Raw genomic sequence first — 14,484 nt, forward strand, 5'->3', positions numbered from 1 at the left:
GACCTGAAAGATGTCCATGCCGCATTCGTCCAATGCGCCGCGCCGCACGCTGCTCCTGACCGGAGCCAGCCGCGGCATCGGCCACGCCACGGTGATCCGCTTCTCCTCAGCGGGCTGGCGTGTCATCACCTGCTCGCGGCACGCCTTCCCCGAGGACTGCCCGTGGGACGCAGGGCCTGAGGACCACATCCAGGTCGATCTCGGCAATCCCGTGGACACCGCGCGTGCGATCACCGACATCCGCAACCGCCTCGAAGGCGGCGTGCTGCACGCGCTGGTCAATAACGCCGCTATCTCGCCGAAGGGCCCGGGCGGCTCCAGACTCGGCTCGGTCGACACCGACCTCGACACCTGGACGCACGTCTTCCATGTCAACTTCTTCGCGCCGATCATGATCGCGCGCGGCCTGATCGAGGAGTTGAAGGCGGCCAAGGGCTCGGTCGTGAATGTCACCTCGATCGCGGGCTCGCGCGTGCATCCCTTCGCGGGCGCAGCCTACGCGACCTCGAAGGCGGCCCTTGCATCATTGACGCGCGAAATGGCCTCCGACTTCGGCCGCGTCGGCGTGCGCGTCAACGCAATCGCGCCGGGCGAGATCGACACCTCGATCCTGTCTCCCGGCACCGAAAAGATCGTCGAGCAGCAGATCCCGATGCACCGGCTCGGCACGCCGGACGAGGTCGCCAAGATCATCTACGTGCTGTGCACGGACACCAGTTCTTACGTCAACGGCGCCGAGATCCACATCAACGGCGGCCAGCACGTGTAGCGCTTCGTCGCCATTGCGAACGAAGCGAAGCAATCCAGGCTCTCTTACCAAGGAATTCTGGGAAGCAGGCGATCCAGACGAAGCCGCCGCAAGACCTGGATCGCCCTTACCTTCCGTTCTCAATCAGCGCGGAATCGACGCGACGTTTCGCGCAGCCTTTGTACTCCGGCATTTGGAGCGGCAGCGTCAAATGCAGTCGAGCAGTCGTCGTCGTTCTCGCCGTCGAGCAGCGGAGCACCACAGTGCCGGCACATGCGTGCCGACATTGACGACGCCTTGCCGCTCGCAGCGACCTGACGATAGCTCGCCAGATCGATGACGTTGCGGCGCGTCGTTATGTGTTTCTCAACCATGGCTGTTCCTCGCGGCTAACCCACTGCTTATCGCAGACAAGTTTCGAGCAAACGTTCAGCCCACTGCTCAAATTTTACCGGAGGAATTGGGGCGGCGCGCACGCATCGCCGCGTGGCCGCAATCCCGCTCTATTCTGCGACACCAACCGCCGTGTCTCTGCAACCGGCGTAAGGTCTCGGTAGCTATTAAAGCCACTTCTTGAACTTGAAGATCCAGTACGGAACGATCGCGGCGATCACCATCAGCACCAGTGCATAGGGATAGCCGTGCTCCCATTCGAGCTCCGGCATCGCCTTGAAGTTCATGCCGTAGATCGAGGCGATCAGCGTCGGCGGCATCAGGACAACAGCCATGACCGAAAACAGCTTGATAATGTTGTTCTGCTCGAGATTGACGACGCCGAGCATGGCGTCGAGCACGAAGGTGATCTTGCTGGAGAGGTAGGAGGCGTGGTCGGTCAGGGAAGCCACGTCGCGCTGCATGGTCTTGAGCTGCTCGCGCATGTCCTTCGACCATTTCACACCCTCGACCACCGCAGAGAGGAAGGTGACGACGCGGCCGATCGAGACCAGGCTCTCGCGAACCTTGGAGGTCAGGTCGCCCTTGCGGCCGATCGAGATCAGGATCTGCGAGTATTGCTTGGCGTGGCCGTGCCGCTCGCTCTCGGGCTCGAAGATGTCGTGCGAGACCTGGTCGATCTCGGCGCCGCAGCGCTCAAGAATGTCGGCGCAGCGGTCGATCACGGCGTCCAGGAGCTCCATCAGCACCATCTCGCCGGTGATCGCGGGGGTGCAGGTGCGGGCGAGCTTGGCCTCGACCAGGGCGAACGGCTTGGGCTGATCGTAGCGGACCGTGACCAGCCGGTGGTCGCCGAGAATGAAGGTCACCGCCGTGGTCCGGGGCATATCGGTGTCGGAGTGGCACATCAGCGTCGCGGTCATGTAGCGGGCGCTGTTTTCGATATACAGGCGGCTGGAGATCTCGATCTCCTGCATGTCCTCCCGGGTCGGGATCGCGATGCCCGACAGCCGCTCCACGGCCTTGTCCTCGGCCGCGGTCGGGTTGAACAGGTCAATCCACACCGCATGCTCCGGAACCGCCGCGAGATCCTCGACAACGGCCTTCTTCAACGAAGACTCGGAGGGAACGAACACAGAAAACATAAACTACTCCAGCGGAGGCATCCTGCGACAGAATGACAGCCCTTAGCGCGATTCTGACAAGTTCATGATGACAAGCACATTAACGGTGCGTTTGCATTTGTGGCTGCCCCGTGGCGCAACCGTGGCACGGAATCGACAGTTTGGCTTCCGCTGCCCAAAAACCAACCCAAGGCCGCAAAACTTGCGGCAAAAAAGCCACAGGTCGGGCCTCGCAGCGCGGGAAAAGCCCCTCAGCGCTGGAATTGTGGCAGATTTCGACGATAATGGGATCAACGGAGTCGAAGGCCTTGGGTGCTACGCTCAGGACCTGCGCGGTATTGTTTTGATTGGAACCAAACCATGTCGTCGCTGAAAGTTATGTTAGGAATTCTGGCTGCCGGCTTCATGCTGTCGGGCTGCATGCAGGGCACGCATTTCGAGGCAACCAACACCCAGAATTTCAAGCCGAAGGACAAGGAACTCCTCGCCAAGATCCGGTACGAGAATACGCCGGTGGCAGAGCCGTTCCGTCGCGCCATCGTCGACTACCATCGCAAGGAGTCGCCGGGCTCGATCGTGGTCGATTCCGACAACCACTACCTCTATTACGTGATGGATGGCGGCAAGGCGATCCGCTACGGCATCACGGTCGGCGAAGAGGCCATGGCCTGGTCTGGCATCGCCAAGGTTGGCAGCATGACCGAATGGCCGGCCTGGCACCCGACCCCGGGTGAGATTTCGCGCCTGGGCGTGCCGACCTACGTCGCCCCCGGTCCGGACAATCCGATGGGCTCCCGCGCGATGTATCTCTATTCGGGCGGCAAGGACACGCTGTTCCGCATTCACGGCACCAACCAGCCGGAATATATCGGCGCCTCGATCTCGTCGGGCTGCATCCGCCTGACCAACGAGGACGCGATCGACCTCTACAGCCGCGTCAAGATCGGCACCATCGTCGTGGTGCTCGAGCCGAAGCACGGCGACTCGCCCTACAATTCGCGCCTCGCGCTCCAGGGCGGCGGCACCGGCCAGGCCGGCAGCTTCTGATCGCCGCCTGATCGGACGACCTGCAAAAGCGCCGGTTTTACCGGCGCTTTTTTGTTGCCGGCTTGCTCGGGCCTGAATCCGCGACAGGCTTGTCGGCGGGCGCCGCAGGTTTCGTAGTCTCCTGATCGTCAGCACGATCCTTCGTTTCCGGCTTGGCCGCGACCTCGCGTGGCGGCGCCTCCTCGGGGCGCTCGGCGGGCAGCAAGGGCGCGACCTGCGGCAGCGGATCCCAGACATTCCATTGGCAGATCCGGTAATCGTTGCGGCGCTGCGCGAGGTCGAGATGGATGTGGTCCTCGTGGTACCAGTCCGAGCCAGGGCCGAGCACGGTCGTGAAACGCGAGCAGACCGAATGCAGCACGCGCTGGCGCACGTCACGCGACAGGGTGCGGTCGGTCAGGCCGATCGACTGGCCGTTGGCGAGCTTGATGGCACGGACATCGAGCGCATTGGCCTTGCCGTGCTCGGACAGCATCGCGCCGACGATGCGATTGCGGCCGCGGCATTCGAAGCTATCGAAATTGTCGAGGTCGCTGATGGTCGAGCCGAGGCTTGCGGCGAGCGGCACCATGTCGGTGCGCACCCAATCCGCGATCGCGCTCGCCATGGTGCAGCGGAGGATCGCCGCCGGCTTGACCGCGACCTTGCGCTTGTCCGGCAGCACGATCGCTTCCAGCCGCACCAGATCCTCGCCGCCGCAGGCGCCGGGACCATGGATATCCGGAATGGACGGCGCGACCGCGATCTCCTCGGTCAGCGCGAGCCGGCAGGCCGAGAGCTGCTTCTCGGGAGGCGGCGCAGCCTCGGCCGGCTTGTTGGCGCCGGGCTTGTCCGGGGAAGGCTTGGCGTCGGTTTCCGGCGGGGCATCGTCCGGTGCTCTAGGGGCCTCCCCCGGGCGCGGTTTTGGTAGCGGTATCTTGGCGGAATGAGCTGCGACGCGCGGCCGTGGTGTACCAAGGCCAAAGATATCGAGCGGCGCAGCATAGTTTCGTGCCTCCGCCGACTGCGGCAGCACGAGCCACAGCCCGAGCCCGGCGGTAACCATTGCCGCGCCGGTGGACATATTGCCGCGACAAGACCATTTGCGGCGAAAGTCCGGCAGGCTAAAACTCATGACAATTCTTTGGCCCAAAGCTGAGAGCGACAACGCGCCCAGCGGTTTCTCGGAGGAACGTCTGAATGCTTGGCTTGATGCAAGATTGGCCCCTGCTCTGCCACCGGATCATCGAACACGCCGCCAAGATTCACGGCAAGCAGGAGGTCGTCACCCGCTCGGTCGAGGGACCGATCCATCGCACCACCTACGCCGAAATCCACCAGCGCGCGCTCAAGGTCTCGCAGATGCTGGAGCGCGACGGCATCAAGCTCGGCGACCGTGTCGCCACGATCGCCTGGAACACCTGGCGCCATCTCGAGGTCTGGTACGGCATCATGGGCATCGGCGCCATCTGCCATACCGTCAATCCCCGCCTTTTCCCAGAGCAGATCGCCTGGATCATCAACCATGCGCAGGACCGCATCGTGATGACCGACATCACCTTCGTGCCCGTGCTGGAGAAGCTCGCCGACAAGCTGCCGAGCGTCGAACGCTACGTCGTGCTGACCGACAAGGCGCATATGCCCGAGACCAAGTTGAAGAACGTCGTGGCCTACGAGGACTGGATCGCGGAGGCCGACGGCAAATTCAAATGGAAGGACTTTGACGAGAACACGGCGGCCGCGATGTGCTACACATCAGGCACGACGGGCGATCCCAAGGGCGTGTTGTATTCGCATCGCTCCAACGTGCTGCACGCGCTGATGGCCAACAATGTCGACGCGCTCGGCACCAGTGCCTCCGAGGCAATGCTGCCGGTGGTCCCGCTGTTCCATGCCAACAGCTGGGGCATTGCCTTCTCCGCGCCCTCGCAGGGCACCAAGCTCGTGATGCCCGGCGCCAAGCTCGACGGCGCCTCGGTCTACGAGCTGCTCTCGACCGAGAAGGTGACCCATACCGCTGGCGTGCCTACGGTGTGGCTGATGCTGCTCCAGCACATGGCCGCCAACAATCTGAAGCTGCCGGACCTGAAGATGGTGATCTGCGGCGGCTCGGCGATGCCGCGCTCGATGATCAAGGCCTTCCTGGACATGGGCTCGAACGTCCGCCACGCCTGGGGCATGACCGAGATGAGCCCGATCGGCACGGTCGCGGCGCTGAAGCCGCCGTTCCAGCATGCGACCGGCGAGACGCGTCTCGACGTGCTCCAGATGCAGGGCTATGCGCCGTTCGCGGTCGAGATGAAGATCACCGACGATGCCGGCAAGGAGTTGCCCTGGGACGGCAAGACGTTCGGCCGCCTCAAGGTGTCGGGACCGTCGGTTGCCAAGGCCTATTTCCGCCTCGACGCCAACATCCTCGACGAGGAAGGCTTCTTCGACACCGGCGACGTCGCGACCATCGACGAGGCCGGCTACATGCGCATCACCGACCGTTCCAAGGACGTGATCAAATCCGGCGGCGAGTGGATCTCCTCGATCGACCTCGAAAACCTCGCGGTCGGCCATCCCGCCGTGGCGGAAGCGGCCGTGATCGGCGTCCATCATCCGAAATGGGACGAGCGTCCGCTGCTGATCGTGCAGCTCAAGCAGGGCCAGCAGGCGAGCCGCGAGGACATCCTCAAATTCATGGATGGCAAGATCGCCAAATGGTGGATGCCCGACGACGTCGCCTTTGTCGACGGCATCCCGCATACCGCGACCGGCAAGATCCTGAAGACCGCATTGCGCGACCAGTTCAGGGACTATCGCTTCCCCAACGCGGCGGCGTAGGCCGCAAGAAAGACGTGGATGGCCGGGCCAAGCCCGGCCATGACGATCAGAGCGGCCGCGGAACCCTTGAATTTGCCGTCCGGCCATGGTCTCAACGACCGATCGTCGCGCCAAATCGGCCGGCACCGCCCCCAAAACCCCGGCAGAGCTCACCCGATGGCCCGCAGGTTTTCCGCTCCCTATCAGACGGAGCCCGTGTCCAGCCTCGCGAGCTGGGCGCGCAATCTGGCCGTGTTCGCGGTGGTGGCGGTGGTGGTGTCGATCATCATTGTCCGCTTCGGCTTCCTGGAGATGAAGCCGGCGCTCGCGACCTTCTTCGGCGGGCTTGCGATCGCGGCGCTGTCGATCCTGTTCGGGCTCGCCGGTTTTGCCGCGATCTGGCAGAACGGCTCGCGCGGCATGGCGCGCATCCTGCTCGCCTTCGTGATCGATGCGATGATCCTCGCCTATCCCGCCTATCTCGGCCTGCAATACCGCAAGCTGCCGGCAATCCACGACATCACGACCGATCCGATCGACCCGCCGCGCTTCGATGCGCTGGCGCGCCTGCGCACCGGCGACGGCGCCAACAGCGCGGTCTATGCCGGCCTTTATTCGGCCGAGCAGCAGCGCCAGTTCTATCCCGACATCGAGCCGATCGAGCTCGAGATCCCCGTCGACCGCGCCTATGCGATCGCACGCCAGCTCGTCATCAAGCGCAAATGGCTGGTCATCGACGAGCGCGAGCCACAGCCGCCCCGCCGGATCGGCCGCATCGAGGCGGTGGCGCGCTCGCCGATCATGGGCTTTCGCGAGGACATCTCGATCCGGGTCGTGCCTGACGGCGAGGATTCCCGCGTCGATATCCGCTCCGCCTCGCGCTATTTCGAGAGCGACCTCGGCAGCAATGCGTCACGCGTCACCAAATTCATCGACGATCTCAACACGGCTGCCGACGCCGATGCGCTGAAGCCGGTGAAGAAGACGCCGGTGGCGCCGCCCAAGGCGCCGGCGAAGACGGTGAAGAAATGAAGATGGCGAATAGGGAGTAGCGAATAGCGAATGGAAGGTTGAACCTTTCCCGTTCGCCATTCGCTACTCACCATTCGCCCCTACGCCATCCGATACGTCCCGCCAATCACGGGATCCCCATCCGTCGCCACCACGCCGCGGGCGACGAGATCTTCCAGATGCGCCAGCACGGAATAGCCGGCGGCCGTGGTCAGCCGCGGATCGATGCCGATATAGATCGCGCGCACCATGGTCGGGATGTCGGCCTCGCCCTTGGCGAGGCGGTGCAGGATCGAGGCCTCGCGCGCCTTGCGGTGGCGGATCAAAAACCGCACGAAGCGCGGGCCATCCGGAATCTCCGGACCATGGCCGGAGAAATACAGATCCTCCTTGCGGGCGGCGAGCCGGTCGAGCGATTCCATGTAATCGATCATCGAGCCGTCAGGCGGGGCGACGATCGAGGTCGACCAGCCCATCACGTGATCGCCGACGAAGTTGAACTTCCGCTCGGGCCAGGCAAAGGCGAGATGATTGGCGGTGTGGCCAGGTGTCGCCACGGCCTCCAGACGCCAGCCGGCGCCCTCGATCACATCGCCATGGCCGACCTTGACGTCGGGCACGAAGTCGCGATCGGAGCCGGATTCCGGATTGTGCTTCTCGCTTTCGAAGCGCGGTCGCGAGGCGCGGTGCGGACCCTCGGCATAGACGGTCGCGCCGGTTGCCTGCTTGATCCGCGCCGTGTTCGGCGAATGGTCGCGGTGGGTATGGGTGACGAAGATATGGCTCACCGTCTCGCCGCGCACCGCATCGAGCAGTGCGGCTGCATGCGCCGCGTCGTCCGGACCGGGATCGATCAGCGCGACCTTGCCGGTGCCGACGATGTAGCTGACCGTGCCGGTGAAGGTGAACGGACTCGGATTGTTGCAGAGCACGCGCCGCACGCCGGGGCGGACTTCCTCGACGATTCCCGGCTTGAGCGGAAAGTTGCGGTTGAACGGGATGTCGTCGTTGTCGGACATGGCGTGCTCATACCTTGCTGACTTCGTCATGCCCGGCCTTGTGCCGGGCATCCACGTTCTTTGCGTGGACCAGAACGTGGATGGCCGGGACATCGAGCGCGAAGACGCGCTTCGCGCTGTTGCCCGGCCATGACGCAATTGGAGAGTTCTGCCGCCTCACGCGCTCATCGCCCGCCGGCTCAGAAAAACGCCTGGATCCCCGTGATGGCGCGACCCAGGATCAGGGCGTGGACGTCATGGGTGCCCTCGTAGGTGTTGACGGTCTCGAGGTTATGGACGTGGCGCATCACGTGGTACTCGATCGAGATGCCGTTGCCGCCGTGCATGTCGCGGGCGACGCGGGCGATGTCGAGGGCCTTGCCGCAATTGTTGCGCTTCATGATCGAGATCATCTCGGGGGCGAACTTGCCCTCGTCCATCAGGCGGCCGACGCGCAACGAACCCTGGAGGCCGAGCGCGATCTCGGTCTCCATGTCGGCGAGCTTCTTCTGCACGAGCTGGGTCGCAGCCAGCGGCTTGCCGAACTGCTTGCGGTCGAGCGTGTACTGGCGGGCACGGTGCATGCAGTCCTCGGCGGCGCCGAGCGCGCCCCAGGAGATGCCGTAGCGGGCGCGGTTGAGGCAGCCGAACGGGCCCTTCAGGCCGGAGACGTTGGGCAGCAATGCGCTTTCGGGGACCACGACGCCGTCCATCACGACCTCGCCGGTGATCGAGGCGCGAAGCGACAGCTTGCCTCCGATCTTCGGCGCGGACAGGCCCTTCATGCCCTTCTCCAGCACGAAGCCGCGGATCTGGTTGTCGTGCTCGGCCGACTTGGCCCAGACCACGAACACGTCGGCGATCGGCGCGTTCGAGATCCACATCTTGCTGCCGGTCAGGCGGTAGCCGTCCGAGACCTTCTCGGCGCGGGTCTTCATGCCGGCCGGATCGGAGCCGGCATCGGGCTCGGTCAGCCCGAAGCAGCCGACCCACTCGCCGCTGGCAAGCTTCGGCAGGTACTTCTTGCGCTGGTTCTCGTCGCCATAGGCGTAGATCGGGTACATCACCAGCGAGGACTGCACCGAGTTCATCGAACGATAGCCGGAGTCCACCCGCTCGATCTCGCGCGCGACCAGGCCGTAGGCCACGTAGCTCGCGTTGGCGCAGCCATATTCCTCCGGCAGCGTGATGCCGATCAGGCCGAGCTCGCCCATCTCGTTGAAGATCTCGCGATCGGTCTTCTCTTCGAGATAGGCCTTGGTGACGCGCGGCAGCAGCTTGTCCTGGGCGTAGGCGCGGGCGGTGTCGCGCACCATGCGCTCGTCTTCGGTCAGCTGCTCGTCGAGCAGGAACGGATCGTCCCACTGGAAGGAAGCCGCAGCCGGCTTGTCCTTGGTCTGAGGGCGCACGCTCATGAAACGTCCTTTCGGGTCTGGTTCCGTCAAAAATTGCCCGACAAACTAAAGCGCCGCGGCAACAAGTGCAATTGCGTTGCAGATGCTCTGATCTGCGTGAATCCCGGGGACGCCGCGCAGCGCGCCCCAGCGTGACAGCGCTAGCTTTCCAGCTGCTCGTTGGCGACGATCTCGATGCCGAAGCCCGACAGACCCTTATAGTCGTGTACCGACGAGGTGAGATGCCGGATCGAGGTGACGCCGAGGTCGCGCAGAATCTGCGCGCCGACACCGACCTCGCGCCACTGGCGATTGCGGTCGGCTTCCGTCGCCGTCTCGTCCGGCAGCGGCGATACGGGGACGCCGGCCGCGCCGTCGCGCAAATAGACCAGCACGCCGCGGCCGGATTTCTTGAACTGCTCGAGCACGGCCGCCATACGCTTGTGGCCGGTAAACGTGTCCTTGACGATGTTCGGCTTGTGGAAGCGCGTCAGCACGTTCTTGCCGTCGCCGACGCCGTTGTAGACGAAGGCGACGTGGGCGATGGAATCGAACGGCGAGCGATAGGCATAGCCCTGAAGCGGCCCGATCGGACTCTCGGTGACGAAGGTCGAGACCCGCTCGATCAGCTTCTCGCGCGCCTGGCGGTAGGCGATCATGTCCGCGATGGTGACGTGCTTCAGCTTGTGCTGGGCGGCGAAGCGGGCAACCTGCTCGCCTTTCATGACGCTGCCGTCGTCGTTCATCAGCTCGCTGATGACGCCGACCGGCGGGAGCCCTGAGAGCTTGCAGAGATCGACCGCGGCCTCGGTGTGGCCGGAGCGCAGCAGCACGCCGCCGTCCTTGGCGATCAGCGGGAAGATGTGCCCGGGCCGGGCAAAATCGTTGGCGCCGGCGTTGGGATTGGACAGCGCACGGCAGCACGAGGCGCGCTCCTCGGCCGAGATGCCGGTGCCGCCGTCGGGCTTGTAGTCGATCGAGACGGTGAAGGCCGTGGTGTGGGCGGAGTCGTTATGGGCGACCATCGGGTCGAGCCGCAGCCGGCGTGCATCCTCGGTGGTGATCGGCGCGCAGACGATGCCGGAGGTGTGGCGGATGATGAAGGCCATCTTCTCGGCGGTGCAGAACGAGGCCGCAACGATGAGATCCCCCTCGCCCTCGCGGTCGTCGTCATCGGTCACGACGACGAGCTCGCCGCGGGCAAAGGCCTGCAAAACTTCCTGAACGGTATCGGGCATTTCCCAATCTCTATCGGTTATGGGCCGGAGGCTTAGCCGGAGTTGGGCCCAAGCGCTAGTGTCCTGGATGCAACCGCATATTCCGGGTCGCGGACCTGTCAACGGGTTCAGGCTTGCACCAGGGATACCAGCGATATAGGCGCGCCCGGGCCGGACGGAAGGTGGGCGGAGCATCTCGCGCCGCCGAATGGACCTATGCAGAACCCGGCGATAAGGTAGGCCACGATCAGCAGTTGCCGTGAGAGATGGGCGAGCAGGCCCAACATCCAGGCCAACGGAATGCAGGGAGTGATGACGCGGATGAGTTCGTGCATGCCGGATCGGTTCGTCTTGCCGCACCCCGGAGATCGCGTGCAGCGCGCCACGAGAGCGGTTCGCGGAGTGCGGATCGCGCTCTCGCTGATAGCCCTCCTCAGTCCGTTCGGGTGCGCTTTCCCGACACTCGCGCAGCCCAACACGACTATCGAGCAGACCTTCGCCGATTCGCTCACCGCGCTGCCGAAGGAGGACCTCGGCGTCTCCGGCGGCTTCTACGTGCCGGCCTATTCCAGCGTCGCGATGAGCCAGGGCAAGCTGCGGGTCGATTTCTCGGTGACGCTGAGCGTCCACAATGCCTCGGAGACGCAGCCGCTTGTCGTCAGGCGCATCGCCTATTTCGACACGGCGGGCAAGCAGCTGGAGAGCTATCTGAAGGCGCCGGTGGCGCTGAAGCCGCTCGCCACCGTCTCGATCTTCATCCCGACCGACGACGTCCGCGGCGGGACCGGAGCCAACTTCCTCGTCGACTGGGCCGCCACAGGCGAGATCGCCGAGCCGGTGGTCGAGGCCCTGATGGTTGGCGGCGTCGCCAATGCGCATTACGCTTTCATCAGCCAGGGCCGTCCGACCAGGACCGTCAGCAAGAAGTAAAGCAGGTTGAGGCGGCCCGGATCGGGGACGTCGATCGGCCGCTGCTTCGAGCGCGTGCTGTCGCGACCGCAGATTGAAAACACGAAAACACGAAAACAACCCCATGCACAGTAGCCGCGCCAGCAAAATCAATGTCTTATTGGCACCCGCGATGAAGATGCGGATTTTACGAATTTTGTTTGCCTCGTCGGGCAAAACACTGGCATGATGACATCATCGTAATCGCGGTGCCCGGTCGGCACCAAGCCGGCCGCTCAACAAAAAGAAACACGAGGAACGCTCCCATGCCATCCAGCTTCGATTTTGCGCCCCTGTTTCCCGCAGGGCTGCCGGCCCCTTCTGCGCGCTGGACGGGCCTCGCCAAATACAGCTTTGTCGGCGGCAATAACGACTCCGAGCAGGTACCACTCGACGGCTTGATCGAGGCCGCCAATCAGGCCCTGCAACGCGAGGGTCGCTCGCTCGCCACCTACGGGCTGGCGCACGGCCCGCAGGGCTACTTGCCCCTGCGCGAATTCCTGGTGACAAAACTGAAGCGCGATGCCGGCATCAGCTGCTCGGTCGACGATCTCATGATCGTCTCCGGCTCGCTCCAGGCACTCGACCTCGTCAACAACACGCTGCTGGCGCGCGGTGACACCGTGATCGTCGAGCAGGAAACGTATCAGGGATCGCTGCAGCGGCTGACGCGGCTGGGCATCAACACCATCGGCATTCCACTCGACGACGACGGCATGCGCATGGACGTGCTGGCCTCGACACTGGCCGACCTGAAGAGCCGCGGCATCCGGCCGAAATACATCTACACCATCCCGACCGTACAGAACCCGACTGGCAGCATCATGCCGGAGAGCCGGCGCGCCGAACTCTTGCGACTTTCGGCCGACTACGGCGTGCCGATCTTCGAGGACGATTGCTACGCCGACCTGGTCTGGTCAGGACAACGCCCGCCGGCGATTTACGCGATGAGCCAAAATGGCGGCGTGATTCATATCGGCTCGTTCTCGAAATCGATCGCACCGGCGCTGCGCGTCGGCTTCATCGTCGCGCCCTGGGACGTGATGTCGCGAATGCTGGCGCTGAAGACGGATGCGGGGTCCGGCGCACTGGAGCAGATGGTGCTTGCGACCTATTGCCGGCCGCATTTCGCGAGCCACGTGCCGGCGCTGACCATGGCGCTGCGCGCCAAGCTCGACACGCTGATGGAGGCGCTGAACGAGCAGTTCGGCACCGCCGCCGAGTTCGAAGAGCCGAAAGGCGGCATCTTCCTCTGGGTCAAGCTGCCCGACCAGGTCGATACGCTCAAGCTCTATCAGGCAGCGCTTGCCGCCGGCGTCTCGATCAATCCGGGACCGGAATGGTCGACCAACAAGGGCCATTCCGGCTCGCGCCTGCGGCTGTGCTTTGCGAGCCCCTCGCATCAGCAGATCCGCGAGGGCGTTGCCGTGCTCGCCGACGTCTGCCGCAAGGAGTTCGGCGTGCCGACCCGCAGCGGCAACATGGAGAAGGCGCGGGCCTAGTTTTTTACGCTGCCTGGGGCTGGCTGCCGTGGATGGCGGAGGCCAGCCGCAGCAACAGCACGATCGAGACGTTGCCCTTGCCGGTCTCGATCTGGGCGATATAACGCTCCGAAATCCCCGAACGGCGGGCGAGCTCGCGGCGCGACAGGTCACAGCGCATCCGCGCGGACCGCAGGCGTTCGCCGAGCTCGGCCAGAAACGCGGCCTCGGAATAAGGCGGCGCCACGCAGCTGCCCGGCAGCACCTCGCCTGCGAAATCCATCACTTGATCCAGCATCGCTCTCACCAATTTCGGCTTCCGGAAACGCCATTCTACCGGGGAAACGGCCGGCCTCATTGACGCGGATCAAATTCGTGCGTGATTGGCGGGCTGTGGTGGACGATCGCAGACGGGATGCTACAGTTTGAAATTCTTCGAGGCGGGGTCTTTCCGAACATGATGCGTTGTCCGAGCCGCCGGATCACGGCTGCGCTGCTGTGGTTTGCATTCCCGTCCGTGGCCCACGCCGAGACTCTCGCAGCAACCGTCGAGCGATGGGGTCTGCTCGGCTCATGGGCCGTGGATTGCGCGGCTCGTCCCGACCGCGACAAGGGCGCGCGGCTGACCTACGAGATCAGCAAGGACGGCCGCGTCATGTACCGGCGCAATTTCGGCGAGGCCACGGACGAGAGCGAGGTGGTCTCCGCAGCGGTCAACGCCGAAGGCCTGCTCAATTTGATGGTGTACTTCCCATCGCTGCATCAGACCCGCGAATTCGGATTGCTGCTTGCAACGGATGGCGGCCTGCGCGCGATCTACAACCGCAGCGAACGCGGCGCATATACGATCAAGGACGGCAAATACGTCAAGACCGGCGCGCCGACACCGCCGCAGCAACGCTGCGATTAACGATAGTTCTGATCCTGAATATCCATTCAGAATTCTCTTCCCGTTCCTCCGGAACGTTCACGCGAATGCGCGGTTTAAATTTGCATTCGATTGGAGGAGGACATCATGAAGAAGCTTGGTTATGTCGTTGCCGCTCTCGGTGCGCTCGCGGTTGCGGCGCCGACGCTGGCAAGTGCTGAGACTGTGATCGTCAAGCATGGCCATCACGGCCCGTACGGCGCCCGCGCCGAATTCCGCGAGCATCGCGACAATGGCTGGCATCGCGGCTGGCGCCATCACGACCGCGTCGTGGTGGTCAGGCACGGCCATCACCACATGGACTAATGCGCAACGCAAACTGGAAATGGCCCCTCACGGGGCCATTTCTACGCGTTCAAATCGGCGGAGACGACGACGGCATGTCCTCATCGATCCGCTACGTCCGCT

General features: G+C 64.1%; 15 protein-coding genes. 8 read left to right on the top strand and 7 right to left on the bottom strand.

Features of this window, described 5'->3' with window-relative positions:
• Nucleotides 1–16: 16 nt before the first annotated feature.
• Entirely contained in the window at nucleotides 17–769 is a 753-nt protein-coding gene (locus IC761_RS26135) for an SDR family NAD(P)-dependent oxidoreductase (protein ID WP_195799558.1), read from the top strand.
• Between the two features lie 119 nt (nucleotides 770–888).
• Here the strand turns inward: IC761_RS26135 and IC761_RS26140 are convergent, their stop codons facing one another.
• Both IC761_RS26140 and IC761_RS26145 read right to left on the bottom strand, forming a co-directional pair.
• Nucleotides 889–1,122 carry a hypothetical protein gene (locus IC761_RS26140; RefSeq protein WP_195799559.1) on the bottom strand — a complete coding sequence of 78 codons (234 nt, stop codon included), beginning with the start codon at nucleotides 1,120–1,122 and terminating at the stop codon, nucleotides 889–891.
• Nucleotides 1,123–1,308: 186 nt separating this feature from the next.
• Nucleotides 1,309–2,286, bottom strand: coding sequence for a magnesium transporter CorA family protein (locus IC761_RS26145; protein ID WP_195799560.1), 978 nt, complete (start codon nucleotides 2,284–2,286; stop codon nucleotides 1,309–1,311).
• 339 nt (nucleotides 2,287–2,625) lie between these two features.
• Between IC761_RS26145 and IC761_RS26150 the strand changes: the two genes are divergently transcribed.
• Entirely contained in the window at nucleotides 2,626–3,312 is a 687-nt protein-coding gene (locus tag IC761_RS26150) for a L,D-transpeptidase (protein WP_195799561.1), read from the top strand.
• A gap of 37 nt (nucleotides 3,313–3,349) precedes the next feature.
• Here IC761_RS26150 and IC761_RS26155 read toward each other — a convergent pair whose 3' ends face one another.
• Nucleotides 3,350–4,426: an extensin family protein gene (locus tag IC761_RS26155; protein WP_195799562.1), complete on the bottom strand. Its 1,077-nt coding sequence runs from the start codon at nucleotides 4,424–4,426 to the stop codon at nucleotides 3,350–3,352.
• Between the two features lie 65 nt (nucleotides 4,427–4,491).
• Here IC761_RS26155 and IC761_RS26160 point away from each other — a divergent pair, with 65 nt between their 5' ends.
• Both IC761_RS26160 and IC761_RS26165 read left to right on the top strand, forming a co-directional pair.
• Nucleotides 4,492–6,120 carry a fatty-acid--CoA ligase gene (locus IC761_RS26160; protein WP_195799563.1) on the top strand — a complete coding sequence of 543 codons (1,629 nt, stop codon included), beginning with the start codon at nucleotides 4,492–4,494 and terminating at the stop codon, nucleotides 6,118–6,120.
• Between the two features lie 156 nt (nucleotides 6,121–6,276).
• Complete coding sequence (locus IC761_RS26165; RefSeq protein ID WP_195799564.1) at nucleotides 6,277–7,131, top strand: DUF1499 domain-containing protein; 855 nt, start codon at nucleotides 6,277–6,279, stop codon at nucleotides 7,129–7,131.
• Between the two features lie 80 nt (nucleotides 7,132–7,211).
• Here the strand turns inward: IC761_RS26165 and IC761_RS26170 are convergent, their stop codons facing one another.
• The 3 genes from IC761_RS26170 to ribB form a co-directional block, all read right to left on the bottom strand.
• Nucleotides 7,212–8,129: an MBL fold metallo-hydrolase gene (locus IC761_RS26170; protein ID WP_195799565.1), complete on the bottom strand. Its 918-nt coding sequence runs from the start codon at nucleotides 8,127–8,129 to the stop codon at nucleotides 7,212–7,214.
• 179 nt (nucleotides 8,130–8,308) lie between these two features.
• The gene (locus tag IC761_RS26175) at nucleotides 8,309–9,523 is read right to left on the bottom strand and encodes an acyl-CoA dehydrogenase (RefSeq protein ID WP_195799566.1); all 1,215 of its coding nucleotides are present in this window, start codon (nucleotides 9,521–9,523) and stop codon (nucleotides 8,309–8,311) included.
• A gap of 140 nt (nucleotides 9,524–9,663) precedes the next feature.
• Nucleotides 9,664–10,740, bottom strand: a complete 1,077-nt coding sequence (gene ribB, locus IC761_RS26180; protein WP_195799567.1) for a 3,4-dihydroxy-2-butanone-4-phosphate synthase — start codon at nucleotides 10,738–10,740, stop codon at nucleotides 9,664–9,666.
• Between the two features lie 381 nt (nucleotides 10,741–11,121).
• Here ribB and IC761_RS26185 point away from each other — a divergent pair, with 381 nt between their 5' ends.
• Nucleotides 11,122–11,649: a DUF3124 domain-containing protein gene (locus IC761_RS26185; RefSeq protein WP_438265149.1), complete on the top strand. Its 528-nt coding sequence runs from the start codon at nucleotides 11,122–11,124 to the stop codon at nucleotides 11,647–11,649.
• A 284-nt stretch (nucleotides 11,650–11,933) separates the two neighbouring features.
• Nucleotides 11,934–13,169, top strand: coding sequence for an aminotransferase-like domain-containing protein (locus IC761_RS26190; protein WP_195799568.1), 1,236 nt, complete (start codon nucleotides 11,934–11,936; stop codon nucleotides 13,167–13,169).
• Between the two features lie 4 nt (nucleotides 13,170–13,173).
• Here the strand turns inward: IC761_RS26190 and IC761_RS26195 are convergent, their stop codons facing one another.
• Nucleotides 13,174–13,446, bottom strand: a complete 273-nt coding sequence (locus IC761_RS26195; RefSeq protein WP_195799569.1) for a helix-turn-helix domain-containing protein — start codon at nucleotides 13,444–13,446, stop codon at nucleotides 13,174–13,176.
• A gap of 159 nt (nucleotides 13,447–13,605) precedes the next feature.
• On the opposite strand from IC761_RS26195, the gene IC761_RS26200 reads away from it, so the two are divergent.
• Together IC761_RS26200 and IC761_RS26205 are read left to right on the top strand one after the other, a co-directional pair.
• Nucleotides 13,606–14,058, top strand: a complete 453-nt coding sequence (locus tag IC761_RS26200) for a hypothetical protein (RefSeq protein WP_195799570.1) — start codon at nucleotides 13,606–13,608, stop codon at nucleotides 14,056–14,058.
• 105 nt (nucleotides 14,059–14,163) lie between these two features.
• Nucleotides 14,164–14,382 carry a hypothetical protein gene (locus IC761_RS26205; protein WP_195799571.1) on the top strand — a complete coding sequence of 73 codons (219 nt, stop codon included), beginning with the start codon at nucleotides 14,164–14,166 and terminating at the stop codon, nucleotides 14,380–14,382.
• Nucleotides 14,383–14,484 lie beyond the last annotated feature (102 nt).

This window comes from Bradyrhizobium commune, from assembly GCF_015624505.1.
GTDB lineage: Bacteria > Pseudomonadota > Alphaproteobacteria > Rhizobiales > Xanthobacteraceae > Bradyrhizobium > Bradyrhizobium commune.

Coding starts and splice junctions, on each gene's coding strand:
- IC761_RS26135 (WP_195799558.1), top strand. CDS start 17: ATGCCGCATTCGTCCAATGCGCCGCGCCGCACGCTGCTCCTGACCGGA.
- IC761_RS26140 (WP_195799559.1), bottom strand. CDS start 1,122: ATGGTTGAGAAACACATAACGACGCGCCGCAACGTCATCGATCTGGCG.
- IC761_RS26145 (WP_195799560.1), bottom strand. CDS start 2,286: ATGTTTTCTGTGTTCGTTCCCTCCGAGTCTTCGTTGAAGAAGGCCGTT.
- IC761_RS26150 (WP_195799561.1), top strand. CDS start 2,626: ATGTCGTCGCTGAAAGTTATGTTAGGAATTCTGGCTGCCGGCTTCATG.
- IC761_RS26155 (WP_195799562.1), bottom strand. CDS start 4,426: ATGAGTTTTAGCCTGCCGGACTTTCGCCGCAAATGGTCTTGTCGCGGC.
- IC761_RS26160 (WP_195799563.1), top strand. CDS start 4,492: ATGCTTGGCTTGATGCAAGATTGGCCCCTGCTCTGCCACCGGATCATC.
- IC761_RS26165 (WP_195799564.1), top strand. CDS start 6,277: ATGGCCCGCAGGTTTTCCGCTCCCTATCAGACGGAGCCCGTGTCCAGC.
- IC761_RS26170 (WP_195799565.1), bottom strand. CDS start 8,129: ATGTCCGACAACGACGACATCCCGTTCAACCGCAACTTTCCGCTCAAG.
- IC761_RS26175 (WP_195799566.1), bottom strand. CDS start 9,523: ATGAGCGTGCGCCCTCAGACCAAGGACAAGCCGGCTGCGGCTTCCTTC.
- ribB (WP_195799567.1), bottom strand. CDS start 10,740: ATGCCCGATACCGTTCAGGAAGTTTTGCAGGCCTTTGCCCGCGGCGAG.
- IC761_RS26190 (WP_195799568.1), top strand. CDS start 11,934: ATGCCATCCAGCTTCGATTTTGCGCCCCTGTTTCCCGCAGGGCTGCCG.
- IC761_RS26195 (WP_195799569.1), bottom strand. CDS start 13,446: ATGCTGGATCAAGTGATGGATTTCGCAGGCGAGGTGCTGCCGGGCAGC.
- IC761_RS26200 (WP_195799570.1), top strand. CDS start 13,606: ATGATGCGTTGTCCGAGCCGCCGGATCACGGCTGCGCTGCTGTGGTTT.
- IC761_RS26205 (WP_195799571.1), top strand. CDS start 14,164: ATGAAGAAGCTTGGTTATGTCGTTGCCGCTCTCGGTGCGCTCGCGGTT.